At 64.5% G+C, this 24581-nt stretch carries 18 protein-coding genes; 5 read left to right on the forward strand and 13 right to left on the reverse strand.

Annotation, left to right across the window (positions count from 1 at the left end; translation table 11 throughout):
• Nucleotides 1-8: 8 nt before the first annotated feature.
• The 5 genes from VE25_RS22540 to VE25_RS20085 are packed head-to-tail and all read right to left on the reverse strand — an operon-like array spanning nucleotide 9 to nucleotide 7078.
• Nucleotides 9-2963: a glycosyltransferase gene (locus tag VE25_RS22540; RefSeq protein WP_083989084.1), complete on the reverse strand. Its 2955-nt coding sequence runs from the start codon at nucleotides 2961-2963 to the stop codon at nucleotides 9-11.
• A gap of 11 nt (nucleotides 2964-2974) precedes the next feature.
• Nucleotides 2975-3943: a class I SAM-dependent methyltransferase gene (locus VE25_RS20070; protein ID WP_046110453.1), complete on the reverse strand. Its 969-nt coding sequence runs from the start codon at nucleotides 3941-3943 to the stop codon at nucleotides 2975-2977.
• Nucleotides 3940-4773 (reverse strand): class I SAM-dependent methyltransferase, encoded by an 834-nt coding sequence (locus tag VE25_RS22085; protein ID WP_052732112.1) that lies wholly within the window; start codon nucleotides 4771-4773, stop codon nucleotides 3940-3942. The genes VE25_RS20070 and VE25_RS22085 overlap by 4 nt, the downstream gene beginning before the upstream one ends.
• Before the next feature lie 30 nt (nucleotides 4774-4803).
• Nucleotides 4804-6246: an ABC transporter ATP-binding protein gene (locus tag VE25_RS20080; RefSeq protein WP_046110454.1), complete on the reverse strand. Its 1443-nt coding sequence runs from the start codon at nucleotides 6244-6246 to the stop codon at nucleotides 4804-4806.
• Entirely contained in the window at nucleotides 6236-7078 is an 843-nt protein-coding gene (locus tag VE25_RS20085) for an ABC transporter permease (RefSeq protein WP_244466992.1), read from the reverse strand. The genes VE25_RS20080 and VE25_RS20085 overlap by 11 nt, the downstream gene beginning before the upstream one ends.
• A 365-nt stretch (nucleotides 7079-7443) precedes the next feature.
• On the opposite strand from VE25_RS20085, the gene VE25_RS20090 reads away from it, so the two are divergent.
• The 3 genes from VE25_RS20090 to VE25_RS20100 all read left to right on the forward strand — a co-directional run bounded on the left by VE25_RS20090 (nucleotide 7444) and on the right by VE25_RS20100 (nucleotide 12726).
• A complete protein-coding gene (locus VE25_RS20090; RefSeq protein ID WP_083989085.1) occupies nucleotides 7444-8748 on the forward strand; it encodes a sugar transferase in 1305 nt (434 codons plus the stop codon).
• 208 nt (nucleotides 8749-8956) lie between these two features.
• A complete protein-coding gene (locus VE25_RS20095) occupies nucleotides 8957-10828 on the forward strand; it encodes an ABC transporter ATP-binding protein (RefSeq protein ID WP_046110455.1) in 1872 nt (623 codons plus the stop codon).
• Nucleotides 10825-12726, forward strand: a complete 1902-nt coding sequence (locus VE25_RS20100; protein ID WP_046110456.1) for an ABC transporter ATP-binding protein — start codon at nucleotides 10825-10827, stop codon at nucleotides 12724-12726. Before VE25_RS20095 ends, VE25_RS20100 begins: the two co-directional genes overlap by 4 nt.
• A gap of 188 nt (nucleotides 12727-12914) precedes the next feature.
• Here VE25_RS20100 and VE25_RS20105 read toward each other — a convergent pair whose 3' ends face one another.
• The 6 genes from VE25_RS20105 to VE25_RS20130 all read right to left on the reverse strand — a co-directional run bounded on the left by VE25_RS20105 (nucleotide 12915) and on the right by VE25_RS20130 (nucleotide 19045).
• The gene (locus tag VE25_RS20105) at nucleotides 12915-13511 is read right to left on the reverse strand and encodes an NAD(P)H-dependent oxidoreductase (protein WP_046110457.1); all 597 of its coding nucleotides are present in this window, start codon (nucleotides 13509-13511) and stop codon (nucleotides 12915-12917) included.
• Nucleotides 13511-14914 (reverse strand): FAD-binding oxidoreductase, encoded by a 1404-nt coding sequence (locus VE25_RS20110; RefSeq protein WP_046110458.1) that lies wholly within the window; start codon nucleotides 14912-14914, stop codon nucleotides 13511-13513. Before VE25_RS20110 ends, VE25_RS20105 begins: the two co-directional genes overlap by 1 nt.
• Nucleotides 14911-16230, reverse strand: a complete 1320-nt coding sequence (locus VE25_RS20115; protein WP_046110459.1) for a cytosine deaminase — start codon at nucleotides 16228-16230, stop codon at nucleotides 14911-14913. The genes VE25_RS20110 and VE25_RS20115 overlap by 4 nt, the downstream gene beginning before the upstream one ends.
• 1 nt (nucleotide 16231) lies before the next feature.
• On the reverse strand, nucleotides 16232-17005 hold the full coding sequence (locus VE25_RS20120) for an ABC transporter permease (RefSeq protein ID WP_439328920.1): 774 nt from the start codon (nucleotides 17003-17005) through the stop codon (nucleotides 16232-16234).
• A gap of 108 nt (nucleotides 17006-17113) precedes the next feature.
• Nucleotides 17114-17872: an ABC transporter ATP-binding protein gene (locus VE25_RS20125; RefSeq protein ID WP_244466993.1), complete on the reverse strand. Its 759-nt coding sequence runs from the start codon at nucleotides 17870-17872 to the stop codon at nucleotides 17114-17116.
• Nucleotides 17873-18022: 150 nt separating this feature from the next.
• Nucleotides 18023-19045, reverse strand: a complete 1023-nt coding sequence (locus VE25_RS20130; RefSeq protein ID WP_046110462.1) for an ABC transporter substrate-binding protein — start codon at nucleotides 19043-19045, stop codon at nucleotides 18023-18025.
• A gap of 231 nt (nucleotides 19046-19276) precedes the next feature.
• On the opposite strand from VE25_RS20130, the gene VE25_RS20135 reads away from it, so the two are divergent.
• Entirely contained in the window at nucleotides 19277-19663 is a 387-nt protein-coding gene (locus VE25_RS20135) for a RidA family protein (protein WP_046110519.1), read from the forward strand.
• A gap of 189 nt (nucleotides 19664-19852) precedes the next feature.
• Nucleotides 19853-20638 carry a creatininase family protein gene (locus tag VE25_RS20140; protein ID WP_046110463.1) on the forward strand — a complete coding sequence of 262 codons (786 nt, stop codon included), beginning with the start codon at nucleotides 19853-19855 and terminating at the stop codon, nucleotides 20636-20638.
• 397 nt (nucleotides 20639-21035) lie between these two features.
• Here the strand turns inward: VE25_RS20140 and VE25_RS20145 are convergent, their stop codons facing one another.
• Both VE25_RS20145 and VE25_RS20150 read right to left on the reverse strand, forming a co-directional pair.
• Nucleotides 21036-22907 (reverse strand): ABC transporter ATP-binding protein, encoded by a 1872-nt coding sequence (locus VE25_RS20145; RefSeq protein ID WP_046110464.1) that lies wholly within the window; start codon nucleotides 22905-22907, stop codon nucleotides 21036-21038.
• Nucleotides 22908-23174: 267 nt separating this feature from the next.
• Nucleotides 23175-24164, reverse strand: a complete 990-nt coding sequence (locus tag VE25_RS20150) for a potassium channel beta subunit family protein (protein WP_046110465.1) — start codon at nucleotides 24162-24164, stop codon at nucleotides 23175-23177.
• Between the last annotated feature and the right edge of the window lie 417 nt (nucleotides 24165-24581).

Here is a 24581-nt window from a genome sequence, read left to right on the forward strand (position 1 = left end):
ATCAGCCTTCAGCTGAAGCTGCGGCGCAGGGTGGCCGAGCGGTTCCAGGCCTTGCGCATCAGTACACCGAACCAGGGGAAGCGCTGGTCCAGCGTATGGAAAACCGTTCGAGCTACGTGCACGCGCGAGGTCCTGTCTTTACGCAGACGGAAGACCTGTGAGGCAAAGTGCACGAGAGCCGGTACGCGGTAAATTCGCGGTGCCATGCGCTGCAGCCTCGGCCCGCCCCGCCAGCTCTCGTAGAGCTTATAAGACCAGAGGCCGTTGTAGTAGCTGTAACTCACGTAGCCGCCCTGTTCCCTGCAGATCCTGAAGACTTCCTCATAGATCTTGCCGCGCATCGCCAACGTTTTGGCGTCTTCGTGAAGCCGCGACTGAGCCAGCTTCTGTCGGGTGTAGTGGATGATCGAGCCGTCCGCGGCCAGACGCAGCCAGTACTCGTAGTCCATCGCGGTCTGTAGGTCGGCATTGAACGCGCCGGTCCGCTCGGCGGCGCGCCGGCGCCAGAATGCAGCAGGCTGGCAGACGCAGCAATCGTGCATGAGTCGATCGAAGGAGAACTCGGCCGTCACATACTGGCCGGTGACGTACCCATCCTTGTCGATGTAATCGGCATCCCCATAGACCATGTCGCACTCTGGATGCTCGTTGAAGTAGTCGACGACTTTCTCGAGCGCTCCCGGCAGCAGGATGTCGTCGGAATTGAGGTAAGCGAGAATGTCGCCGCTGACCTCGCCCATGCCCTTGTTGATCGCATCGGCCTGGCCGTTATCGGGCTCGGAAACCCAGCGGATTCTCTCACCATAGCTTTTGAGGATCTCGACCGTGTCGTCGGTCGAGGCTCCGTCCATGACGATGAGCTCTACATTGGGATAGCTCTGGCTCAGCACGCTGTCGATGGATTCGCGAATGAAGTGCCCATGGTTGCGCGTCGGCATGACAATGCTGACGAGCGGCTTCGCCTTTTGCCTGGGTTTGGCATGGGCGCGGCGCTTGAGCGCAGCGCGCAGCGCGCGGGCCGGTGTCGCCCAATCGTACGCCGCCAGCCGCGCGGGCGCCTTGGCGATCAGCTTTTCCTTGAGACCTTCCTCGTTGAGGATACGACCCATCAGCCCTGCCATTGCATCGATGTCGGTCGGATCGCATGCAAGCACCGCGTCCCCCCCGACCTCCGGCAATGACGTCGTGTTGCTGCATAGCACCGGCGTTCCATGATGGAACGCCTCCAGCACCGGCATGCCGAAACCCTCGAACAACGAGAAGTAGACCAGGGCATCCGCATTGCGGAAAAGCGCCGAAACCTGCTCGTGCGGCACGAATCCGAGATGGAGGATCGGCAGGTCGGCATAACCCTCCATCACGTCGGCCAACCCTTCCGGGTTGCCGGAGAGAACGAGCCCGGTGCCCGCAGGCAGATCCGGCAGCGCGCGCTTGAACGCCTCGAACAGACGGCGATGGTTCTTGTGCGGCCAGAGATTGGCCGGCATGTAGAAAAATCGCTCGAAGACCCCAACCTGTTCGGCCAGTTTGGTTTCTGCCGAACTGTCCCGCAATTCTTCCGGCAATGCCGCCGGCATGAGGAAAACGTCGTCGCTCATGGTCCAGGGGTTGTTCACCACCGTCGAGCGGGAATGATCGGTCATGGTGGCCACGGCCCCGCCGCAGGAGAGCGCATATGCGAAGGCACGCCGGCGCGTCGCCAGCACGTGGCGCGAGAAGAACTCCCGAAAATGCTCGTGCTGGATGTCAGGTATTATGAAAATCTGATGCTCGAAGGGGAGCGCGGGATGAAGCTCTTGCGGATACGTCCGGATGATCGCCTGAGCATTCGCATTCTCGCAATGCCGTGTCATCTCCTCATAAAAGAGGATCGGGTGCTCGTGAAGTGGTACATATGTGACGTTGTCACCAACGATCCGGACCGGGGGCGGGCCGGGGCGATGGAACATGACAACTTGGTCCATGGGATAAAGTCGAACCATCTCGCGCAGCACGCCTTCTATCCAAGGAACAATGCCTCCGGAAACGCCTGCTATAAGCGGGTATAAATCGACTGCAACGATCAGGGGATCGATCGCCTCTCCCGGTTTAGTGGGCATCCCGAGCGAGTCCACGCCGATTTCCTGCTGCATTTCCTTCTGCAAAACGAACCAGAAATCGCGAGCAGCTTTCTGGACCTGTTCTCCGAAATCATTTTTTCTGTCGTCCAGTACAGCTGTGACTGTATTGAGCCAATAGCAGGCTGCTCCGTAGGTGATCGATTTATTACTGTGCCTCTCGATCATACTGCGCAGTTCTTCCGCACGCTGGAAGCCGCCATTGGCAGTTAGAGTTTCCCCCCATTCTCTGGACGCGGCCAGATGGGCTTCGATCGCTTCAGGAGGCGAATGGAGGGCTAGGCGCACCCAAAGATCCCAGTCGAAAGACCAACGCAGGCTGGAGTCTAGGTAACCGACTTCTCTGAGAGCCGCACCATTCATAAAAGTGGATGGCTGCAGAATATAATCCAGGCCCTCTACGAGGGCCCGGTGGTTATAAACAACCCGGTTGGGATTGAAGACCGCCTTGACCGTGCCGTCCTCGGTCACTCGAAGTCCATTTCCGAACCAGAAGCCCGCGTCGGGGTTCGCACGCCAGGCTTCTGCGACCTTTTCGAAAGCACCCGGCAGGTAGTAATCATCAGCGTTGAGCCAAGCAACGATGTCACCTGTGCACTTTAACAGGCCTTTGTTGATCGCATCAGCAGCCCCTTCATCGCCTTCGATCAGAAAATCTGTTAGATGATCCTGATTACGCTTGAGAAGCTCTACCGTACCATCAGTCGATCCGCCATCGACAACGAAATGCTCGTAATCGGGCCAGGCTTGAGCTCTCACAGAGTCTAGGCACTCTTGTAAAAACTGTCCCTGATTCAACGAAGGCGTTACAATCGAAATTTTGGGGGTGCGGCGTTTGGATGGCATGGTTGGCCAGGTTATCCTTGCTTGGCCTTGTTTAGGTTGTGAACCATGGCCGTCAGTGTATGTATCTGCTCCAGGCGGTCGGCGCGATCTTCTTCTATGACATCAATTCGTTTTGCCAGATCGACTAAGGCCTGTACATACCTCGCTTGCGGGCTCGCCTGCAGCGCGCGCTCGCTTTCTTCTACTGCAACTTCTCTCAAGGGCTGCCGGCTCACAAGGAAGAACATGTCGTATTGCCCGAAGATCGCGGTCTCGAAGACGATGTGTTCGGCGCCCAATTGCGCGAACATGCGGGCAGCGGAGTCCTTGGTGAAGAGATAGAGGTGCTCGTTCGACTTGAACTGCTCGAGGAAAGGTCCCTGGGTCTCGACCAATCCCTTATAGGTCATCTCCTCGCGGAACTGTGGCGTCTGGATCAGCAGGAATCCGCCCGGCGCCAACAGGTCGAGGCAATGCCTCATCGTGCCCACGGGGTCGGGCAGATGCTCGAGGACGTCCATAAGTGCGATGACATCGAGACTGCCGGGAGCGATATCGAGGGTCTCGACCGGTCCGACCGACACCGGTATCTGAAAAGTCTCTTTTGCGAAGTTCACGACCCACGGACTCATTTCGAGGCCCGAGGCATCATAACCGGCCTGTTGTAACAGTCCGACGAAGCTGCCGTGCGAGCAGCCGAGCTCCAGCACTTTGGCGGGCGGCACCCGATACCGCAGCAGCGTTCTCAGCCAGTGCAGGTTGCGATCGGTCAGGTCGTGCCGTGCCCGTGCGTGGATGTCCGGGAAGCCCAGGTCCTTGCTCTGATGATCGAACCAGTACTGCTTGCCGTAGAAATCGGCTTCGTCGTTTTTGACCTGCAGCTCTTCGGTCGACAGCCCAACCAGCGACACCAGCGTGCCGCAGTTGGCGCATCTGCCGTACTCAGAACTGAACTCGAGCAGCTGCGAGCTGCCGCACCAGCAATTGCGCGAAACCATCATTTGACCTTCCTGACGCTGAAGACTGCGCCGCTGCAATCATTCCAGTCCGTCTCCATTTCGAGGAGGCCGGAGATGACCGTCCGATAAGCGGACGGAAACTTGGGATTTGCCGAAAGGAACGGCTGGATCAGGCTCCCCATTTCGCCGCCTGCCCGGCGCTTTACGTGCCACAGGCTGTCCATCAGTCCCCAAATGCCACTGTTGTGCAGCGGCAGGATTGGGGTGTGGAGCTCCACGGTGAAACCGGCCCGCTCGAAGGCGGCGGTCCAGCCAGCGACAGTCAGCGGGTTGGCGAGGTGGTGGAAATCGAGGAAATCCTTCTCCAGCGCGCGCGCCGCCTGCTCGTAACCGGCCTCGGCCACGAGCATCGGCATCAGCGCCCAGTCGATGAACCTGTTGGTCACCACACTGCACGAGAGCGTCCCGCCGGGCTTTAGGCAACGCTGAATTTCTGCGAGCACGCCGTCGAGATGATCCATGTGCTCGAGCGAGCAATTGGCAAAGGCATGGTCGAAACCGTCATCCGGTTCGGGAATCTCGTGGGCGGGGACGGTATGGACAGCCCGGTAGACGCCGCTTGCACGACCGTGCTCCGCCGTCTCGGGATCCATGTCGACGCCCACGACGTTGTCCGCGTTCGGCCAGATCAGCTTGAAATAGCGTCCATCCCCGCATCCGACGTCAAGGATGCGGCCATCGATGCGGTGATGACGATAGGAGGCGTACTCCCACGCGCGCCAATGGCTGAGGGAAGGTATGTGGGGATAGAGCGCGCTGACGGCGTCATACCCACTCAATACCTCTTCACTAGACAATATCTGAACTTTCATCTCGCCGTTTTATTCCTGCGAACCAGCACTTCAACCGACATGTAAGACATCTTCCCGCGCTCTAGCATGGGTCCTGGCGCCTATCCTTATCGTGCCCGGCAGATCGGCTACACCATGATGGGTCAGGGTGGAGACGCCATGTCTCAAGGCGACGCCGACCGAGAAGTATCCCGCTTGGGCAATATGGCAAAGTGAACGGAAGCTCGCATCGAACTCCTCATGCGACGTGCTCTCGCGCCGTTGCCACATTTTGGCGGGGATCGCAGCAAGACCAATCTCGAAGGTATATTCTCCAGGAGCGATATCGAGTTTGACCTCCTGCCGGCAGGCGACGGTGGATCCAGCTGGGACGAATGAGGGCGCTTCGATCTCGACCTGCCAGCTGTTCTTGCCGTGAACGATGATGCCACGGTCATTGCGAATGACGGTTCCGTAGATGGGAACCTCGATATCTTCATCGACCGCGAACTCGGAATAAAAAACCACCACATCGCCCTGGCGGAAATGAGTACGGGCCTCGCCCTGCTCGTTGCAGATCGCCGAGCGAGTGCAACGCGACTTGCCGTTGCTGACCTGCGACAGACCCGTGACGTCGAAGAAAGCCTCATGATTGGGCTGGGCCACCTCGGCTCCGGAACGTTCAGCGCTCAGCGGCGGCGTTTCGACCGAGGCAGGCGCAGGCGGCTGCACTGCCTGGTTCAGCAGGTAGTACCGCTTCGACGCCTCCGCCGACGGGCCGGCATAGTGCATCTCGCCGTGATCGAGCACAATCGCGCGCTCGCAATACTGCTCGATGTCCGGCATCGAGTGGGAGACGAGGATGATCGCGGCTCCTGAGCTGCGCAGAGCTTCGAGCCGAGCATAACACTTCTGGCGAAAGAACACGTCGCCGACCGCCAGCGCCTCGTCGATGATGACGATCGAGGCATCGATATGAGCCTGCACCGCGAAGGCGAGGCGCACGAACATGCCGCTCGAATAGGTTTTGACCGGCTGCTCGATGAATTCGCCGATATCGGCAAAACCCACGATCCGATCGTAGCGCTCCTCCACCTCCTGCTGGGAGAGTCCGAGGATGCGCGCATTGAGGAGCACATTCTCGCGGCCGGTGAACTCAGGATTGAAGCCGCTTCCCAGCTCAAGGAGGGCGGCGATGCGGCCCTCGACGCTCACTTCGCCCGATGTCGGAGACATGGTGCCCGCCAGAATCTGCAGGAGCGTGCTCTTGCCGCTGCCGTTGCGCCCGATGATGCCGAGGGATTCTCCGGGTCGGACCTGGAACGACACATCGCGCAGCGCCCAGAACTCCCGGAAATAACGGGGCGCCTCGCCATTTCGCCCCAGGCCGGTACGGCCGACGAGATTGTGGAGCTTGGGAACCACCATCTGTTTGAGGCGGTCGCGCGGATGATCGTAGATCTCGTAGCGCTTGCCGAGCCCCTTCACATCGATGACCGGATCGTCAAAGGACATCGGCAAAGCCCTTCCTGGTCTTCTGGAACCATGCAAGGCCAAGGCCGAAGATAGCCGCGCCGATGACGAGGCTTGCCGACCAGGCCAGCCAGTCGACGGGCTGGCCCCACAGCATGACCGCGCGCAGGTTCATGACCGGCAGAGTCACGGGATTCCAGGCCAGCAGCGCCTGATAGGGAACGGGCAGCGCATCGATCGGATAGAAGATCGGCGCGAGGAAAAGGGCGATCATGGTCACCATGCCGATCACCTGGGCGATATCCCTGAGGAAAACGCCAAGCGAGGCCAACAGCCAGCTGAGCCCCAGGATCATGAGCAGAAGCGGCAGAAGCACCACAGGCAGCAGCAATGCACCCGCGTGTATGGTCGTACCCGTCACGAGGCAGAAGAGAACGAGGACGCAGAAGCTGATGAGGAAATGGCCGAGGGCGGAACCCAGCGCCATCCATGGCAGGATCTCGAGGGGAAAGACGACCTTCTTGACGTAGTTCGGATGGCTGGTGATCAGGCTTGGCGCCCGGTTGAGGCACTCGGCGAAGAGCGAGTGCACGATCAGCCCCGAGAACAGGATGATCGCGAAGTCGACCTGGCTTTCCTCCGCCACGCCCCAGCGCGCCCGGAAGGCGACACTGAAGACGAAGGTATAGATGGCCAGCATCAGGAGCGGATTGACGAGCGACCAGGCGACCCCGGCGAACGATCCCTTGTAGCGGCCGAGAAAATCGCGCTTGACCAGTTCCCAAAGCAGCGGGCCATCCCGCCATGGGCTGAGCAACATGGCGACGAGGCTTCCCGGCATGTACGGCATGCGCTTGCGGCTGTCTGCTGTCATGGCCGGCCACGCGAGGCTTGGGAACTGTCGTTGATTCGCAACCGCTTTCTCGTATCTTCGTTGCGCGACAATTGGATACTCCGGGGTCTTGGAAATGCAGGGCTCGACGACGATTTGTCCATGAGCCGGATTGCAGCTGCCAAGTTTCCCCCAGTTGCGGCGAGAGTATGGCCGAAGCGGTCGAGGGAACGTCCCTGTTGCAGCGGCGCCCCGGCAGCGCGGGTCGTGTGAGCCCGCGAACCGGTCCATAGGCGGCTTATTGCATGGCCGACCGGCCGGCGCAACACGTGCCGGCGCGGATGCTATGGCGCTGTTGGCGGGTTCGGGCTAGACCGTCTCTGCGACAGGCTCAGTGACGGCGACGGATGAAAACTCACAATCGCGGCAAATCCGGTGGGGTGCCGGACCTCCTCGAGATCGTGAAGCGCGGGGCGCTGGTGCGGCGGCATCGGCATTTTTCGGACTGGCGGTCCATCTCGCTGGTGGTCCTGGCCGTCGCGCTCGTCCAGTGCGGCGTCTATGTGCTGGTCATGCTGCTGGCCGCACGCAGCGACTGGTGGAACATCGCGCGCACCTGCGCGGGCCTCGCCCTGGTGCCGGTGGCGGCCGGGTTCCTCTTGGTCACCATGCGCCAGAACCAGCTGCCGGCCACCTCCGGCGCCATAGCGGCGAGCGTCGTCTTCGTCTTCGTCGTCGCCGTGCTCTCGGCGCTGCGCATACCCGTCAGCTACACAGGCTTCGCCTGGACCTTCCCCGTCGCCCTCATCGGCATGGCCTATGCCAATCTGCGCCTTCAACGCATGAAGCGCGGGCGCGTCGCGCTGCTCGACCATCCGGGCGTCGGCGAGGCCCGCAAGGTGCTGGGGCCGGCCGTGCCGGTGATCACCCCGGACTCGCCCGACGCCTTCGACTACGACTGCGTCCTCATCGACCCGGAAGCGCACCACAATCCGGAATGGGCGCAGGTGATGGCGCGGTTCTACATGCTCGGCATCGAGATCGCCGCCTGGCCCAAATATGCCGAGGGCTTCCTCGGGCGCGTCGCCATCGAGGATTTCGACCTCGCCCATGTCGCCTATACGCCGACCCAGATCTACTATTCCAAGATCAAGCGCGCCATCGACCTCGCCGCCGTGCTGGTGCTCGCGCCGGTCGCCGTCGTCGTCGGCGCGCTGATCTGGATCTATATCCGGCTGATCGACGGCGGCCCGGTGTTCTTCGTGCAGTTGCGCAGAGGCTATGGCGGCTCGGTCTTCCGCCTCTACAAGTTCCGCACCATGCGCAAGGGCGCGGGCGAGGCGGCCACCCAGACCGACGACGCGCGCATCCTGCCCGGCTGCCGGATCCTGCGGCAGCTGCGCCTCGACGAGCTGCCGCAGCTCATCAACATCGCGCGTGGAGACATGAGCTGGATCGGGCCGCGCCCGGTCTCGGTCGACATCGCGCGCAAGCTCGAGCGCTCGGTGCCGCAATACATCAACCGGCAGCTGGTGCTGCCGGGCCTCACCGGCTGGGCGCAGGTCTCGCACGGCTATGCGAGCAATCTCGACGAGGAGAGGACGAAGCTCGAATACGACCTTTACTACGTCAAGAACATCTCCTTCGACCTCGACCTCTTGATCCTCTTCAAGACGGTGAGCACGATCATGCTGCGCTACAAGTCGAAATAGGCGGGGCATCGGCCCGGAAAGCCGCTCTTCGGCGGCGCCCGGGCCACACGTCGGCGGCTTGCGTCAAAAATCTGCCATACAAGGGCGCCAGGAGGCTTGCGCGGGGCTTGCGAATGGGCCTTTATTATCCGGCGAGTGGTTGATTTCACCGGCGAGTCGCCAGACTCGGCCGGCGCCCGTCCGGGCAAATTGCAGTCTGGAACACATTTTGAGCAGCGATGCGATAGGTAGCGCGCGACGGCGGGGGAATCCGCTCGCGCATGTGGAGGCGGCCGGTTGGGGCCGGGGCCTCGGTACTCTCCTGCGGATCACCCGCATGACCCTCAGGCACCCCTGGCAGGTGAGCATCGCCATCGGCTCGACCATCGTCGCCGCCGGGCTGCAGCTGATGATCCCGCTGCTGCTCGGGCGCGCGGTCGACGAGACGCAGGCCGCCTTCACCGGCGGCGCGGCGGGAGCGGCGGCCGAGGAGGCGTTGTGGATGACGGCGCTGGTGCTGCTCATCGTCAGCATCCTGCGCGGGCTCTTCACCATGTCGCAGAACTACTATTCGGAATCGGTCGGCCACCATATCGGCTACGAATTGCGGCTCGCCTGCTACGAGAAGATCCAGCGCCTCTCGTTCTCCTTCCACGACCAGGTGCATTCGGGCGACCTCATCACCATCGGCATGCTCGACCTGGAGGGCGTGCGCATGTTCTTCTCGACGGCGCTGGTGCGCGTGGTGCTGCTCTCCATCCTCATCGGGGTGGGCGCCTATCTGCTGCTCTCGACCGATCTGCTGCTGGGGCTGGTGGCGCTGAGCTTCGTGCCGTTCGTCGCCTGGCGCTCGTCGGTCACGCAGCTGCGCCTGCGCTCCACCTGGCTCGACCTGCAGGAGCGCCTTTCGGTGCTGACGCGGGTGATGGAGGAGAACCTCGGCGGCATCCGCGTGGTGCGCGCCTTCGCCGCCCAGCTGCACGAGATGGGCAAGTTCGACAAGGCCTCGAAGAGCGCGTTGAGCCTCGCCCACGAGCGCGTGGGCATCCGCGTGCGCAACACCAGCGCCATGACCTTCTCGTTCTTCCTGTCCATGGGCCTGGTGCTCTGGTTCGGCGGCATCAAGGTGATGGCGGGCGAGATCAGCGTCGGCACGCTGGCCTCGTTCCTCACCTTCATGACCATCCTGCAGATGCCGGTGCGCCAGCTCGGCCTCATGGTCAACTCGTTCGCCCGCGCCTCGACCTGCGGCTCGCGCCTCTTCGGCCTGCTTGACCTCGACATCGCCGTCAAGGACGCGCCGGACGCCAAGCCGCTGGTCGTGACCGAAGGCACGCTGCGCTTCGAGAACGTCGATTTCGCCTATCCCGCCCAGGAGGCGCGTCCGGTGCTGAAGGGCGTCTCCTTTACGGGCCGGCGCGGCGAGACCATCGGCATCGTCGGTCCGCCGGGCAGCGGCAAATCGACCATCGCCCACCTCATCCCGCGCTTCTACGACGTCACCGGCGGGCGCATCACCCTCGACGGGCAGGACATCCGCAAGGCGACGCTCGCGACGCTGAGGAAGGCCGTGGCCGTGGTGCAGCAGGACTCGTTCCTCTTCACCACCACCATCGAGAACAACATCGCCTATGGCGACCCCTGGGCCAAGGAACGGCGCATCGAGCGGGCCGCCGAGTCGGCCCAGCTCCACAATTACGTGCTCGGCCTGCCCTCGGCCTACGGCACCGTCGTCGGCGAGCGGGGCGTATCGCTCTCGGGCGGCCAGCGCCAGCGCCTCTCGATCGCGCGGGCGCTGATGCTGCAGCCGGCCGTCATGGTCTTCGACGATTCGACGGCGGCCATCGACGCGGCGACCGAACAGCGCATCCGCGCCGCCATGAGGAAATACGCCGAGGACCGGCTGACCATCATCATCGCCCACCGCCTCTCGTCGCTGATGCATGCCGACCAGATCCTCTTCATCGAGAACGGCGAGATCGTCGAGCGCGGCACGCATGAGGAGCTCCTGGCCCTGGGCGGGCGCTACAAGGCGCTCTACGACCTGCAGGTGCGCCCGGGCGACGACGTGCTGAACGAAGTGCAGGGGGCCGCGCAATGAGCGAGGAGCTCGAAACCGAACGCAACGACGTGCGCGAGGACGGGCGGCGCCCGCCGCGGGCGGTCGTCGGCTCGCACCGCATCGAAGAGGAGATGTTCGGCAAGGCGTTCGACGGGCGCATCGTCAGCCGCATCTGGGCGTTCGTCTCGCCCTACAGGACGCAGGTCGCCATATCGGTCGCCGCCGTGCTCGTCTTCACCGGCACCCAGCTCGTCATCCCGCTCATCATCCGCTACGCCATCGACAACGGCATGGCGGTGGGCAACCCGAACGCCGCGGCGCTCGGCTGGGCGGTCGCCGCGTTCGCGGTCACCATCCTCATCAACTTCGGTGCCAGCTACGTGCAGGAGACGGTGGTCGGCAAGGTCGCCGAGAACGTGCTCTTCGACATCCGCCGCGCCATGTTCGAGCACCTGCAGCGGGTGTCGCTCTCCTTCATGGACAAGACCGAGGTCGGGCGCCTGATGAGCCGGCTGCAGGGCGACGTCAACTCCATGCAGGAGTTCCTCGAGACCTCGGTCCTCTCGGTCGGCGATATCGTGCTGCTCTTCGGCATCGTCGGGGTGATGCTCTGGCTCGATTTCCGCCTGGGGCTGCTGACGCTTTCGGTGCTGCCGGTCCTGTTCATCGTGCGCATCTTCTGGCTGCCGCGGGCCCGCAAGGCCTTCATGGCCGCGCACGAGACCAATTCGGTGACCAACGGCGCGCTCGCCGAAGCGATCCACGGCGTGCGCGCCGTGCAGTCGATGGACCGCCAGCAGGTCAACTTCACGCTCTACGACGACAAGGCGCACGCCAATCTCAAGACCCACCTCACCGCCTCGAAATACGCCCAGGTGATGGTGCCGATCGTCGATTCGCTGACGGGCCTTGCCATGGCCGTGGTCATCGTCGTCGGCGGCTCGATGGTGGTCAACACCACCCTCGACGTCGGCGTGATGGTGGCGTTCCTCTTCTACATCCAGCGCTTCTTCGACCCGATCCGCTCGCTCACCATGCAGTATTCGGTCATGCAGCGCGCCATGGCCTCGGGCCAGCGCCTGACCGAAGTGCTGGACGTGCGGATCGACGTCAAGGACAAGCCGGACGCCACGGTGCTCTCGGGCGAGATGGACGGCTCGGTCGAGTTCCGCAACGTCACCTTCGGCTACAACCCCAAGCACCCGGTGCTGAAGAACGTCTCCTTCCGCGTCAATCCGGGCGAGACGGTGGCGCTCGTCGGCCCCACGGGCTCGGGCAAGTCGAGCGCCATGGCCCTCGTCCACCGCTTCTACGACGTGCAGCAGGGTGAAGTTCGGGTGGGCGGCCATGACGTGCGGGACCTGACGCAGGAATCCCTTGGCCGGCAGGTGGCGATGGTGCTGCAGGAGCCGTTCCTCTTCACCGGGTCGGTCTTCGAGAACATCCGCTACCACAAGGCCGACGCGTCTTTCGAGGACGTGGTGGAAGCGGCCAAGGCCGTCGGCGCGCACGACTTCATCATGAGCTTGGCCGACGGCTACGAGACGCGGCTCGAGGAGCGCGGCGGCAACCTCTCGCTCGGCCAGCGCCAGCTCGTCAGCTTCGCGCGCGCGCTCGTCGCCGACGCCAAGATCCTGGTGCTCGACGAGGCGACGGCCAATATCGACAGCTACACCGAGATGCTGATCCAGAAGGCGCTGATCAAGCTCCTGGAGGGGCGCACCGGCCTCGTCATCGCCCACCGCCTCGCCACCATCCGCGGGGCCGACCGCATCATCGTGCTGCAGAACGGCCAGCTCATCGAGAGCGGCAACCACGACGAGCTGATGGCGCAGGGCGGGCTCTACTCCAAGCTCTACAACCTCAACTACGCGTCCTTCGACGACATCCCCGACGCGCAGCTCGAAGCGGCGGTGGAGAACGGCTCGCAGACCTGAGCCGGCGCGGCTAGAGCCGTTCATGGATTGATAGAATCAGCGGCTCTATCGCCTCCCTCCCCCTTGAGGGGAGGGATCGAGGGTGGGGGGGATCGGTGAGCCGCCGATGCTTCCCCCCACCCCCAGCCCCTCCCCTCAAGGGGGAGGGGAGCCGACCGGCTCGTGTTTCCGACCAATCGCGAAACGATCTAGAACCGCGCCATCTCCGCGCGCACCTTCGCGATGAAGCCCTTGAGCTCGTCCTCGCCATTGTTGTTCATGTCGTAGAGCGCCAGATATTTCGGGCGCGAGCCGAAGGTGACCCAGCCCCAGCGGTTGGCGAGGCGGCGGGGCGGGTCGCCCATGAGGAACGAGCGCCAGCGGTTGCCGCCATAGGTGGTGACGAACGCGGCCTTGCGGATGTTCCTGAGGCCCGGCACCAGCGTGCCGCTCTGGTTGTCCCTGCCGCCCTCGAGGGTGAAGCTGACGCCGGGCAGGAAGATGCGGTCGAAATAGCCCTTGAGGATCGCCGGGTAGCCGTAGTTCCACACCGGATGGACGAAGACCAGCGCCTCGGCCGCCTTCAGCCGCTCGACATAGGGCGCGACGGCCGGCGTGATGTTCCCGGGCACCTCGTGGTAGTTGAGCCGCTCCTCGCGGCTGAGCGTTGCCGGGAAATCCTCGTCGTAGAGGTTCAGGGCATCGACCTCGTGCCCGCCCGCCTTCAGCCCGTCGACCACGGCATGGAACAGCGAACGGTTGTAGCTCGTCTCGACGGGATGAGCGTGGACGACGTGCACCCGCATCAGGCGGCCCCGGCCGTGGCGGCGAGGCCCTGGAACAGCCAGGCGCGCCCGGAATTGAGGTCGAACCCGGGATCGTCCCAGGCGATCATCTTGCCGGGGTTGAGCATGCCGGCCGGGTCCGCCTGCCGCTTGAAGGCGAGCTGGGCCGCGTCGGTGCGCTTCATGCCGCCTTCCTCGAGGGTGTAGCGGTGCGGGTTGAACACGGCGCAGCCATTGTCCTCGTGGATGGCGATGATCTCCTCCAGCCGCGCCTCGCTCGTATAGCGCACCAGCGGCAGGCCGGCGAAGGTCACCGCGCCGTCCTGCCGGGTCATCTCGATATGCATGGGCAATTCGTCGCCGAGGATCGAGACGATCTTTTCCACATGCTTGAGGGTCGGGTAGCGCGTCTGCAGGTAGGTGATGGACGGGTCGACCTTCAAGGCGCGCAGCGTCGTGTGGTTCCAGGCGAGCTCGTAGATCGGCGGCAGGCGGCGCAGCTCCTCCTCGCTCGCCTTGTCGGAGCGGTAGAGCACCTCACCGCCGTGATAGGCGAGATGGATCAGCACCGGCTCGACCGCCACGGGCGCGGCCATGATCAGCACCACCGACTGCCCGTCGCGGATATAGGGCTTATGGCGGTTGAAATAGTCCTGCCCGATGGGCGCCGCGCACGGCGCGACCTCCTTCAAGAGCAGCGAGTCCTGGGCGGTGATCGCCTCGGAAAAGCGGCAGGCGGCCAGGAAATCGTCGAACCCGACCATGATGTCGACCCAGTCGCAGGCGGGCGCCAGCGGCATCTCGGCTTCGACGATGACGCCGTTGGTGCCGTAGGCGTGGGCGACCTTGAGGACGTCCTCGCCGGTCAGCTCCATTTCGCGCGGGCTCTCCTCGCAGGTGATGATCTTGACCGAAAGGATGCTGCCGAGATTCCTGAGGCCGCCCCAGCGGATGGAGCCGACCCCGCCCGAGCCGCCGGCGATGAACCCGCCAAGGCTCGCCATGCGGTAGGTCGAGGGATGGAAGCGCAGTTCCCCGCCGACGGCCGGCCGCGTCTGCTGGTCGAGCTTTTCGAGGACGATCCCCGCTTCGGCGCGCACCCGGTCCGGCTTGATGTCGATGACGCGGTCGAGGTTCATGAGGTTGAGCATCGCGCCGCCGGCAAGCGGCAAGGCCTGCCCGTAATTGCCGGTGCCGGCCCCGCGTGGGGTAACGGCGACCTTGTGCCGATAGGCCGCGGCGAGAACGGTCTTCACCTCCTCCTGCGTCCGGGGCGAAACGACGACCTCGGCGGTCACGTGATCGAGCTTGGCCTTGAGCACCGGCGAATACCAGTAGTGGTCGCGGCTCCTCTGCTGGACGATGCGGGGGTGGTCCTCGACTGGGATGTCGCCGAGATCGGCGCGGAAGGCGGCAATGGTCATGAAATGGCAACTCCCATCAGGTCGTCGAGTTCGCGGTAATCGGGCAGGGTGGTGTCGATGGCTTGCCCCGCGCGCACCACCAAGCGATCCGCCTGCGGGCGCGCCATCAGCTCGGTCCAGGTGCGGGCGCGCGTGAGGATGAAGTCCGCCGGCCGGCCCACCGATATGGTCCCGGTATGGGCAAAGCCGGCGATCGCGGCCGGATCGGCGCCGATCGAGCGCGCCCACGGCCAGGCGGCATTCTGCGGATGATCGAAGTGGAGGATGCGCGCGCCCTCGCGCAGCACCTCCATCCCGTCGAGGTCGCCATAGGCGTAGAAGGGATCACGGGTGTTGTCGGAAGCGATGGCGACGGCAACGCCGGCGGCCTTCAGCTCCTTGACGAGCGTCACGCCGCGCCAGAGCGGCGTATAGGCCCCGCCCGCATCGCGGTCCTGCAGGTACATGTTGCACATGGGCAGCGAGACGACGGCGATGCCCGCCTCGGCGACGCGATCGATGGTGGTCCGCGCCGTCGCCTCGTCCTGCCGGGCGAGCGCGCAGCAATGGCCGGCGACGGCTCTGCCGGCGAAACCTGTTTCAAGGATCGCCTCGGCAAAGCTTCTCAACGCATCGGCGGACGGATCGCCGGTCTCGTCGGTGTGGAGGTCGAGGTCGAGCCCGAATTCGCCGGCGACCTCGACGAGGTTGCGCATGATCGCCCGGTTGTCCGGATGGACGGCGCTTGAGCCGCCGAGGATGCCGCCGGCGGCCTTCACCCGCTCGGCGACGGCCCGCAGCGCCGGCTTGTCGAGGACGATGTCCGGCCCCATCAGGGCCACGCCCTGCAGCTCGATGCGGCCGGCCCAGTTGCCGCGCGCCTCCTCGAAGATGTCCCAGGTGATCTCGTGCTGGGGCGGAGCGCTGTCGAGATGGGTGCGGATGGCGGCGGTGCCGTGGGCGTAGGCGCAGCGCAGGGCAAAATCCATGCGCCGGGCGACGTCTGCGGCCGCCCAGTGCGCCTCCCGGTCGGCCTTGACGGCAAGCAGCGCCCCCATCCAGGTGCCGTCCGGGTTCTGCCGGCGCGGCCAGATATGGCCCTTGTCGAGATGGGTGTGGAGGTCGGCAAAGCACGCCAGGACGAGCCCGCCGTCGCAGTCGTGGCGCGGCAGCGTGCGCTCGCCCGAGCCCGCCGGGCCGATGGCGGCGATGACGCCGTCGGTGACGGTCACGTCGAAGCGGCCGACCTCTGGGCAAGCGGGCGTATCCATCAGCGCGCGCGGCACGCCGGCATCGGCGAGGACATAGCTCGCCGCCGAAAGGACCGATGCCGCCACCTCAGTTCTCCCGCTTGAGCGCGCTCTCGTGCCAGCGGTGCAGCGTCAGCCAGGAGACGAACGAGGTCAAGGCGAAGATGGCGATGCCCGTGCAGCAGAGGAGGATGAGGGCGGCAAAGAGCCGTGGCAGGTTGAGGCGGAACTGGCTCTCGAGCAGGCGGAAGGCGAGCCCCGAGCCCTGCCCGGCCGAACCCGCCGCGAACTCGGCGACGACGGCGGCGATGAGCGCCAGCCCCCCGCCGATACGCAGGCCCGCCATGAAATAGGGCATGGAGGCCGGAATCTTGAGGAACAGGAGCGTCTGCCAGGACCTGGCGCCATAGAGCTCGAAGAGGTTGAGGAGGTTGTGGTCGACGCTTTTGAGCCCCTGCGTCATGTTGGAGAGGATGGGGAAGAACGCCACGATGAACGAGCAGATGAGCAGCGCCGTCTGCGTGTCGGGCGAGTAGATGAGGAGGAGCGGGGCGACCGCGATCATCGGGGTGACCTGCAGGATGACGGCGAAGGGATAGAGCGCCAACTCGATCCAGCGCGACTGCACGAGGATGATGGCGAGCGCCACTCCGCCGACGAGCGCGAGGAACAGGGCCATGAAGGTGATGCGCAGTGTCACCGTCAGCGCCGGCCAGAGCGTGCCCCAATCGGTGATAAGCGCGGTCACGGCATCGAACGGGCTCGGCAGGATGTAGCGCGGCACCTCGTTGGCGACGACCGCCCAGTGCCAGATCATGATGCCGGTGGCGAGCGCGATCACCGGTACGAGGATGCGCAGCATGCGCTCGCTGACGGCGACGCGCGGGCGCAGCACCGCGACGGCGGCGTCGGTGCCCTTGTCTGCGGAATTGCCGGTGGGATTGGCGGTGGCTTCGCTCATGTCCGGTCCTCAGCTGGCTGCGGCCTGGATCGCGCCCTGCAGCGCGTCCGAGACGGTCTGGCAGATGGCGCGGTAGGCTTCCGAGGTGCGGTAGGCGCCGTCGCGGATGTCCGGCTGCTCGATGGCAAGATCGGTGAAGACCTGCCCCGGCCGGGCCCGCATGACGACGATGCGGTTGGAGAGGTACGAGGCCTCGAACACCGAGTGGGTGACGAAGATCACCGTCAGCCCGGACTGCTCCCAGAGCTTTAGGACGTCGTCGTTGAGCTTTTGCCGGGTGATCTCGTCGAGGGCGGCGAAGGGCTCGTCCATCAAGAGGAGTTTCGGGCGCGTGACGATGGCCCGCGCGATCGAGACGCGCATCTTCATGCCGCCGGAGAGCTCGCGCGGATAGGCATCGGCGAAATCGGCAAGGCCGACGCTCGCGAGCACCTCCATCACCTTGTCGCGCGCGGCGGACTTGGAGACGCCGCGCAGCTTCAAGGGCAGGTAGACATTGCCGAAGACGGTCGACCACGGCATCAGCGTCGGCTCCTGGAAGACGAAGCCGACATCGCCCTCGGGCAGGCCCTTGCTGTTGATCTTGGAGGAGGGCCAGTCGATGGAGCCCGAGGACGGACCGCCGAGGCCGGCGATGATCCGCAGCGCCGTCGACTTGCCGCAGCCGGAGGGGCCGAGCAGAGAGAGGAACTCGCCGGACTTGACCTCCAGCGACATGTCTTTCAGGGCCAGCGTGCCGTTGGAAAAGACCTTGGTGACGTTCTGCATCGCCACAACCGGCCGGCGGTATTCGGCAGCCGATGGGGCGGAATAGGCGGGGACGACGGAAAGCTTGGCCACTGTTCTCTTCATACCCGGGTTAGGGTGAGAACGGCGCGGACGGGATTGCCCGCGCCGAGAGAGCGGAGTACGCGAAACCTATTCGGCCGCAGCGACGGCGAGGTCGGTGCCGACGCCCTTGCAGACGAACTGGGTGGTGTAGGCCTTGGAGATGTCGATGCCGGGCTCGTACATGCCCGCCTCCACCATGCTGTCGTAAAAGCCCGTCCAGCGCGCGTCGATCATGCAGCCGATCCCCTGGTCGATCGCTTCGCCCGAGAGCAGGATCTCGTATTCCTTCATCTTCTCGAGCGAATAGGCGAGCTGGCCGTCGGTCATCTCGGGATTGTCGGCCTTGATCAGCTCGTTGGCCGCGGTGTTGTCGCCGTAGAGGTAGTTGTACCAGCCGATGATCGAGGCATCGACGAAGCGCTGCACTAGGTCGGGGTTCTCCTCGACCATGGCGGTCTGCGCCTCGATGGTCGTCGAATAGGGCTGATAGCCGTAGTCGGCGAGGAGGAAGACCTTGGGCGCCCAGCCGGTCTGGCGCTCGATCTCGTAGGGCTCGGAGGTGAGGTACCCCTGCTGCACCGACATCGGGTCGGCGATGAAGGGGGCCGGGTTGAAGGTATAAGGCTCGTACTGCTCGTCGCGGAACCCGTCATAGTTGGCCTTCATCCAGAGGTAGAAGCCGCCGAAGAACGTCGCCTGGCCGAGGATCAGCTTGCTCGCCTGCGTCATGTCGGCGAGTGTCTCGAAAGGCGAGTCCGGGTGGGCGATGAGGATCTGCGGGTCCTTCTGGAAGATCGCCGCGACCGCCATGGTCGGGATGCCCTCCTTGACGCTGTTGATCGTGCCCATGCCGCCCATGTAGAAATCGACCTGGCCGGTGGCGAGCAGCTGCTGGCCGGGCGATTGCGGCCCGCCGGGGCGGATGGTGACGTCGAGCCCGTATTCGGCATAGGTGCCGTCGGCGATGGCCTGGTAGTAGCCGCCGTGCTCGGCCTGGGCCAGCCAGTTGGTGGCGAAGGTCACCTCGTCCAGCTCCTGGGCGCCGGCGGCGCCGGAAAGCGCGGCGAGGGCAAGCGTCGTCGATGCGGCAAGTCTGATGACGTCTCTCATTGATCGATCTCTCCGAACCGGGGCATGGAGGGGCTCCACGCATGTCCAAATCTTGTGCGCCTTTACGGCATGCACAATTCTTTGCCCCATCCGTCGCGCTTGTGAAGATCAAAAATACGTCACAGCCATAAAATGCCTGCCATGCGTGCAAAAATGCGAAAATGGGCTAGGCAAGCGCTTTACCCGCCGCTAGCATCCCCGCTCCGGATTTCCCGCCTCACCATGGACGCCATGGCCCAGCCGCTCGTTCCCGCCTCGATCCACCCGCCCTTCGCGCCCTACAGCCACGGCATGGTCGTGCCCGAGGGGCAGCGGATCGTCTTCTGCTCGGGCCAGCTCGGCATAGGCGCGGACGGTACGATCCCGCCCGATTGCGCCGGGCAGACGCGGCTTTGTTTTGCCAATATCGCCGCGATCCTCGCCGAGGCGGGAATGACGCTGGCCGACGTCGTGCGCATCAACGCCTACGTGACCGGGCGCGAGCACCTGCCCGACTACATGGCCGTCCGCAACGCACTGTTTGCGCAGCCTTATCCCGCCTCGACGCTGATGATCGTCTCGGGCTTCGCCCGGCCGGAATTCGTGGTGGAGATCGAGGCGGTGGCGGCCGGGACGTGATTTCCTCCGCCTGTCACCCCGGCGAAAGCCGGGGCCCAGTAAACAACGCAGTTACGGGTTTGCTGAGAAGGTCGAACCGTCGGGGGCGGACGCAATCTTCAGCGTGTACTGGGTTCCGGCTTTCGCCGGAATGACATCGGTGGTGGACTTGATATCGAGCCCAAATTCCGAACATTGAGAGGTGCGACCATGACCCGCAAGATCTGGTGGATGGAGTTCGCCGCGCGCGAGTTCGACAGGATCGATCCGATGAAGGCCATCGCCATCCTGCCGATCGCCGCAGTCGAGCAGCACGGGCCGCACCTGCCGGTCGGGGTCGACACCTACATCAACCAGGGAATGCTGGAGATGCTCGTCCCCCGCATCCCCGAGGCGATGGACGTACGCATTCTGCCGGTGCAGGCGGTGGGAAAATCCAACGAGCACATCTGGGCGCGGGGCACCATCAGCCACGTCGCCACCAACCTCATCGACGCCTGGACGCAGATCGGGTTGGAGGTGGCGCGCGCGGGGCTCAAGAAGCTCGTCATCGTCAATTCGCATGGCGGCAACGAGGACGTGATGAGCATCGTCGCGCGCGAATTGCGGGTGCGCGCCGGCATGCTGGTGGTGCGCTCCGGCTGGCGCTTCCCGCAGCCGGAGGGATTGCTCTCCGACACCGAGCGGCGCCACGGCATCCATGGCGGGGACGCGGAAACCTCGCTGATGCTGCACTTCCGCCCCGACCTCGTCGAGATGGAGCGCGCCGTCGATTTCGTCGCCGTCCATGCGCGCGACGAGGCCGAGTACAAATATTTGCGGCCCACCGGCTCCAACCACGCCTACGCCTGGGTCGCCTCCGACGTGAACCCGGCGGGCGCCGCCGGCAACGCCTCGCTGGCGACCGCCGAAAAGGGTCGGCTCCTCGCCGAGAGCCAGGTCAGGGGCATGCTGGAACTGCTGGAGGAGGTGGAGCGCTTCCCGCTCCCGCAATAGAGCGTTTCCAGGAAAAGTGGACACCACTTTTCCGGTTCGGAAACGCGATAAAACAAAGAGTTAGAGGTCGTTCAGCGTTTCAAGGAAACGGTGGACGACTCTAGGGGGGAGCGACCCAAGGCAGGTTTGGGGGCTCAGACCTTGGGTCGCCCGCAGCCTTTGGAGGTCCCGGAGACTGCTGGCTGATAATTCGCGAGGGGCTGGTTAGGTTCCAATGGCCGAATAAATCCACGACAAGCCTTCCACAGGCTCGGCACCCCTCCACCTGCCCACCGGGTCATTCCCGCGAAAGCGGGAAACTCTGTTCCCTTCACCCGGTATCGCAACGGAGGTCCCCGCTTTCGCGCGGATGACCCGGTGGGCAGGAAGCTCCGCAACAGACCGCAAGACGGCAACCCTACCTGTATCCCGCCGCCTGCAGCTCGAAGAGGTCTGCATAGACGCCGCCCTTGGCGACGAGCTCGGCATGGCTGCCGTCCTCGATGATGCGCCCGCCCTCGAGCACCAGGATGCGGTCGGCCATCCGCACCGTCGAGAAACGGTGCGAGATGAGGAGCGTCGTCTTGCCTTGCGCAAGGCCGATGAAGCGGGCGAACACCTCGGCCTCCGCCTTGGCGTCGAGCGCGGCGGTCGGCTCGTCGAGGATCATCATCTGCGCGTCGCGCATATAGGCGCGCGCGATGGCGATCTTCTGCCATTCGCCCCCGGAAAGATCCCGCCCCTTGTTGAAGAGGCGCCCCAGCGGCTGGTCGTATTTGAGCGGAAGCTTCTCGATCACGTCGGCGGCAAGGCTCCTCTCGGCGGCCTCTTCGATCCGCTCGCGGCTCGGCGCCTCATCGAGGCTGCCGACGGCGATGTTCTCGGCCGCCGTGAACGAATAGCGGATGAAATCCTGGAAGATGACGCCGACGTGCCGGCGCAGGTCCGCGATGTCGATGTCCTTCAAATCGATCCCGTCGATGCTGATCCGCCCCTCGTCCGGATCGTAGAGCCGGGTCATCAGCTTGACGATGGTGGACTTGCCCGCCCCGTTCTCGCCCACCAGCGCCATGGTCTCGCCGGCGTGGATCTCGAACGACAGGTTGCGGATCGCCCAGGTCTCGGCTTCGGGATAGCGGAAGCCGACGTTCTCGAAGCGGATGCCCTGCCGGATGGGCTCCGGGAAGGGCTTCGGGTTTATCGGCTGCACGATGGTCGGCTTGATCTCGAAGAACGAGAAAAGGTCGTCGAGATAGAGCGTCTGCCCGGCGACCTGGGTGAAGCCGAGGAGGATCTTCTGGAAGAGCCCGTTCAACCGCAGGAACGAGCCCGACAGGAAGGTGAGGTCGCCGATGGTGAAATCGCCGGCGATCGTGCGCCAGACGATATAGGCGTAAGCGCCGTAATAGGTCAGCGTCGAGATGGCGGCCAGCAGCCCGCCCCATACCGCCCGGTCGATGGCGAGCTTGCGGTTGTCGAGGAAGATGGTGGTGGCAAGGCTGCGGAACCGCTCGACGAGGAAATCGCCGAGGTCAAAGAGCTTGACCTCCTTGGCCGTCTCCGGCGTCGCCCCGATCCGGCGCAGGTATTCGAGCTGGCGCCGCTCGGGCGTGCGGCCCCGGCTCATGTAGTAGCCCATGGTGTTGAACCGCTGCTCGCCCCAGACCGCGGGGATGAGCGACAGGAAAAGCAGCAGGATCAGCCACGGCGCGTAGACGAAGAGGCCGATGGCGAGGGTTGCAACGGTGATGATGTCCTGCGCCTGCCCGAAGAGCTGGGAAAGCACCGTCGAGCGGCTGCCCGCCTGCCGTCGCGCGCGCTCCAGCCGGTCCTGGTAGTCGGCCGATTCGAAATGGATGAGATCAAGCGCCGCCGCGTGCTGCATCAGTTCGATGCTGACCGTGTTGGAGTGCAGCTCGCCAAGGATCTGGTCGACGAGCGAGACGGCGCGGGTCAGGTAATCGGAAACGACGACGAGGGCGAACTCGATGGCGAGGAGCGTCGCCACATAGGTGAGCGCCCCGCTTTCCCACCATGTCCGGAAGTCGCCCGCCGGCACCGCGCCACCGGTCAGGCGCACCACCTCGTCTATGATGAGCTTGCCGACGTAGAGCATGGCGACCGGCTGCAGGGCGCGCACGAGCCGCAGCCCGATGCTGGCGAGAGTGAGGAACTTGCTGGTCCGCCAGATCTGCGCAAAGAGCCGCCCGAGGTGCCGCAGCGTCTTCAGCCGCTCGGCGAGGGGAGCGGGAGAGTCGGGGCTGCGGAGGGAAGGATCGGGCGGGGTCATCGGGCCAAACTACAGCGAGGCGGAAACTTCGTCACGCCAGGCATGACCAGCGCCCTTGGTCACCGGCCCATCCCTCTCACCATTGTCATATTGCTCGTTGTACTACCAGTGCGCACGCCGCTTGCCTGGTGCGTACTGGGTCCCGGCTTCCGCCGGGATGACAGCCGGTGGGTGTGGATGAACGGTGCCACGAGCACGATCCGCATCCCTCCCCCTTCAGGGAGGGGGCACTGATGTCCCCACTCCCGCTGATGGGTGCAAGACCAATCAGAACCGCTGCGGACCCTCGGGCTTGTTCGCGACGATCTCGTCGATCCGCGCCAGCACGTCCGGCGTCAGCTTCTCCTTGGCCTTCAGCGCCGAGAGGTTGTCCTCGAGCTGGCTCTTCTTCGAGGCGCCGAGGATGACGGTCGAGACGTGCGGGTTGGCGAGGCACCAGAGCAGCGCCAGGTGGTGGATCGGCAGGCCGATCTCCTTGCCGAGGCCGGCGAGCTGCTTGATCTTTTCCAGCTGCTGCTTGCCCTCCTCGCTCTCCCAGCGCTGCTTCAGCCACTCGTAGCCGGGCAGGTTGAGGCGGCTGTCGGCGGGGATGCCGTCATTGTACTTGCCGGTGAGGATGCCCGAGGCCAGCGGCGACCAGATGGTGGTGCCGAGCCCCATGAGGTCGTAGAGCGGCAGGTAGTCCGCCTCGACTTTCTGGCGCACGAAGAGGTTGTATTGCGGCTGCTCCATCACCGGCGGGCTGATGCCCAGAGAACGGGCGACCGCATAGGCTTCGGTCAGCTGCTGCGCGTTCCATTCGGAGGTGCCCCAGTAGAGGACCTTGCCCTGCGTGACGAGGTTGTGCATCGCCCAGACCGTCTCCTCGATCGGGGTGTCGACGTCCGGCCGGTGGCAGAAATAGAGGTCGAGGTAGTCGACCTGCAGGCGCTTCAGGGCCGCGTGGCAGGCGTCGGTCACGTGCTTGCGCGACAGGCCCTTCTGCGTCGGCTTTTGACCGCCCCAGAAGACCTTGGAGGAGACCGAATAGGTGTCGCGCCCCCAGGCGAGCTTCTTTAAGGCCTCGCCCATCAGCGCTTCCGAAACGCCTGCCTCGTAGCCTTCGGCGTTGTCGAAGAAATTGATGCCCTCGTCATAGGCCAGCGCCATGATGTCCATGGCGTCCTTCTCATCGACCTGTTTGCCGAAGGTGACCCAGGAGCCGAGCGAGAATTCGCTGACCTTGAGGCCCGATTTTCCGAGGCGACGGTATTCCATCTGTCGTTCCTTTTGCCTTGCGCGGCGTGACGTGCGGACCGGAAGCGGCTGCCTCCGGCGGCTGCGGGGCGGGTGCCGCGGCGCTGCGATTGGGCGGATGCGTTGAAGGAGCCGGCGGGTCCCATGCATCCGGTGGTTTGGGGGCGAGGCGCGGGCCAGGGCGGCGTGCGCTCGTCGCGTGCGAAGCATCGCACATCGGCGATGTTAGACAGACGCCCGCGTCCCGCCAAGCCCTCGCGCAGCCGGGATCGCCGAACCCGCGCCTTGAAATCAACGCAATCGAACACCAGATAGATCACAGCGACGTCGAGGGTGTTTGCTCCCTCCGTTGCGCGGCTGTCACGAACCCTCCCTACCCTGATGGTGATTTGCTCCGGCAAGCGGAGCCACGATCATTGCGAGGCAGATGACGCCGCT

The organism is Devosia geojensis (assembly GCF_000969415.1).
GTDB lineage: Bacteria > Pseudomonadota > Alphaproteobacteria > Rhizobiales > Devosiaceae > Devosia > Devosia geojensis.

What these genes read in the sequence shown, in the direction of transcription:
- VE25_RS22540 (WP_083989084.1), bottom strand. Translation starts at nt 2,963, where the DNA reads ATGCCATCCAAACGCCGCACCCCCAAAATTTCGATTGTAACGCCTTCG.
- VE25_RS20070 (WP_046110453.1), bottom strand. Translation starts at nt 3,943, where the DNA reads ATGATGGTTTCGCGCAATTGCTGGTGCGGCAGCTCGCAGCTGCTCGAG.
- VE25_RS22085 (WP_052732112.1), bottom strand. Translation starts at nt 4,773, where the DNA reads ATGAAAGTTCAGATATTGTCTAGTGAAGAGGTATTGAGTGGGTATGAC.
- VE25_RS20080 (WP_046110454.1), bottom strand. Translation starts at nt 6,246, where the DNA reads ATGTCCTTTGACGATCCGGTCATCGATGTGAAGGGGCTCGGCAAGCGC.
- VE25_RS20085 (WP_244466992.1), bottom strand. Translation starts at nt 7,078, where the DNA reads ATGACAGCAGACAGCCGCAAGCGCATGCCGTACATGCCGGGAAGCCTC.
- VE25_RS20090 (WP_083989085.1), top strand. Translation starts at nt 7,444, where the DNA reads ATGAAAACTCACAATCGCGGCAAATCCGGTGGGGTGCCGGACCTCCTC.
- VE25_RS20100 (WP_046110456.1), top strand. Translation starts at nt 10,825, where the DNA reads ATGAGCGAGGAGCTCGAAACCGAACGCAACGACGTGCGCGAGGACGGG.
- VE25_RS20105 (WP_046110457.1), bottom strand. Translation starts at nt 13,511, where the DNA reads ATGCGGGTGCACGTCGTCCACGCTCATCCCGTCGAGACGAGCTACAAC.
- VE25_RS20110 (WP_046110458.1), bottom strand. Translation starts at nt 14,914, where the DNA reads ATGACCATTGCCGCCTTCCGCGCCGATCTCGGCGACATCCCAGTCGAG.
- VE25_RS20120 (WP_439328920.1), bottom strand. Translation starts at nt 17,005, where the DNA reads ATGCTGCGCATCCTCGTACCGGTGATCGCGCTCGCCACCGGCATCATG.
- VE25_RS20125 (WP_244466993.1), bottom strand. Translation starts at nt 17,872, where the DNA reads ATGCAGAACGTCACCAAGGTCTTTTCCAACGGCACGCTGGCCCTGAAA.
- VE25_RS20130 (WP_046110462.1), bottom strand. Translation starts at nt 19,045, where the DNA reads ATGAGAGACGTCATCAGACTTGCCGCATCGACGACGCTTGCCCTCGCC.
- VE25_RS20135 (WP_046110519.1), top strand. Translation starts at nt 19,277, where the DNA reads ATGGCCCAGCCGCTCGTTCCCGCCTCGATCCACCCGCCCTTCGCGCCC.
- VE25_RS20140 (WP_046110463.1), top strand. Translation starts at nt 19,853, where the DNA reads ATGACCCGCAAGATCTGGTGGATGGAGTTCGCCGCGCGCGAGTTCGAC.
- VE25_RS20145 (WP_046110464.1), bottom strand. Translation starts at nt 22,907, where the DNA reads ATGACCCCGCCCGATCCTTCCCTCCGCAGCCCCGACTCTCCCGCTCCC.
- VE25_RS20150 (WP_046110465.1), bottom strand. Translation starts at nt 24,164, where the DNA reads ATGGAATACCGTCGCCTCGGAAAATCGGGCCTCAAGGTCAGCGAATTC.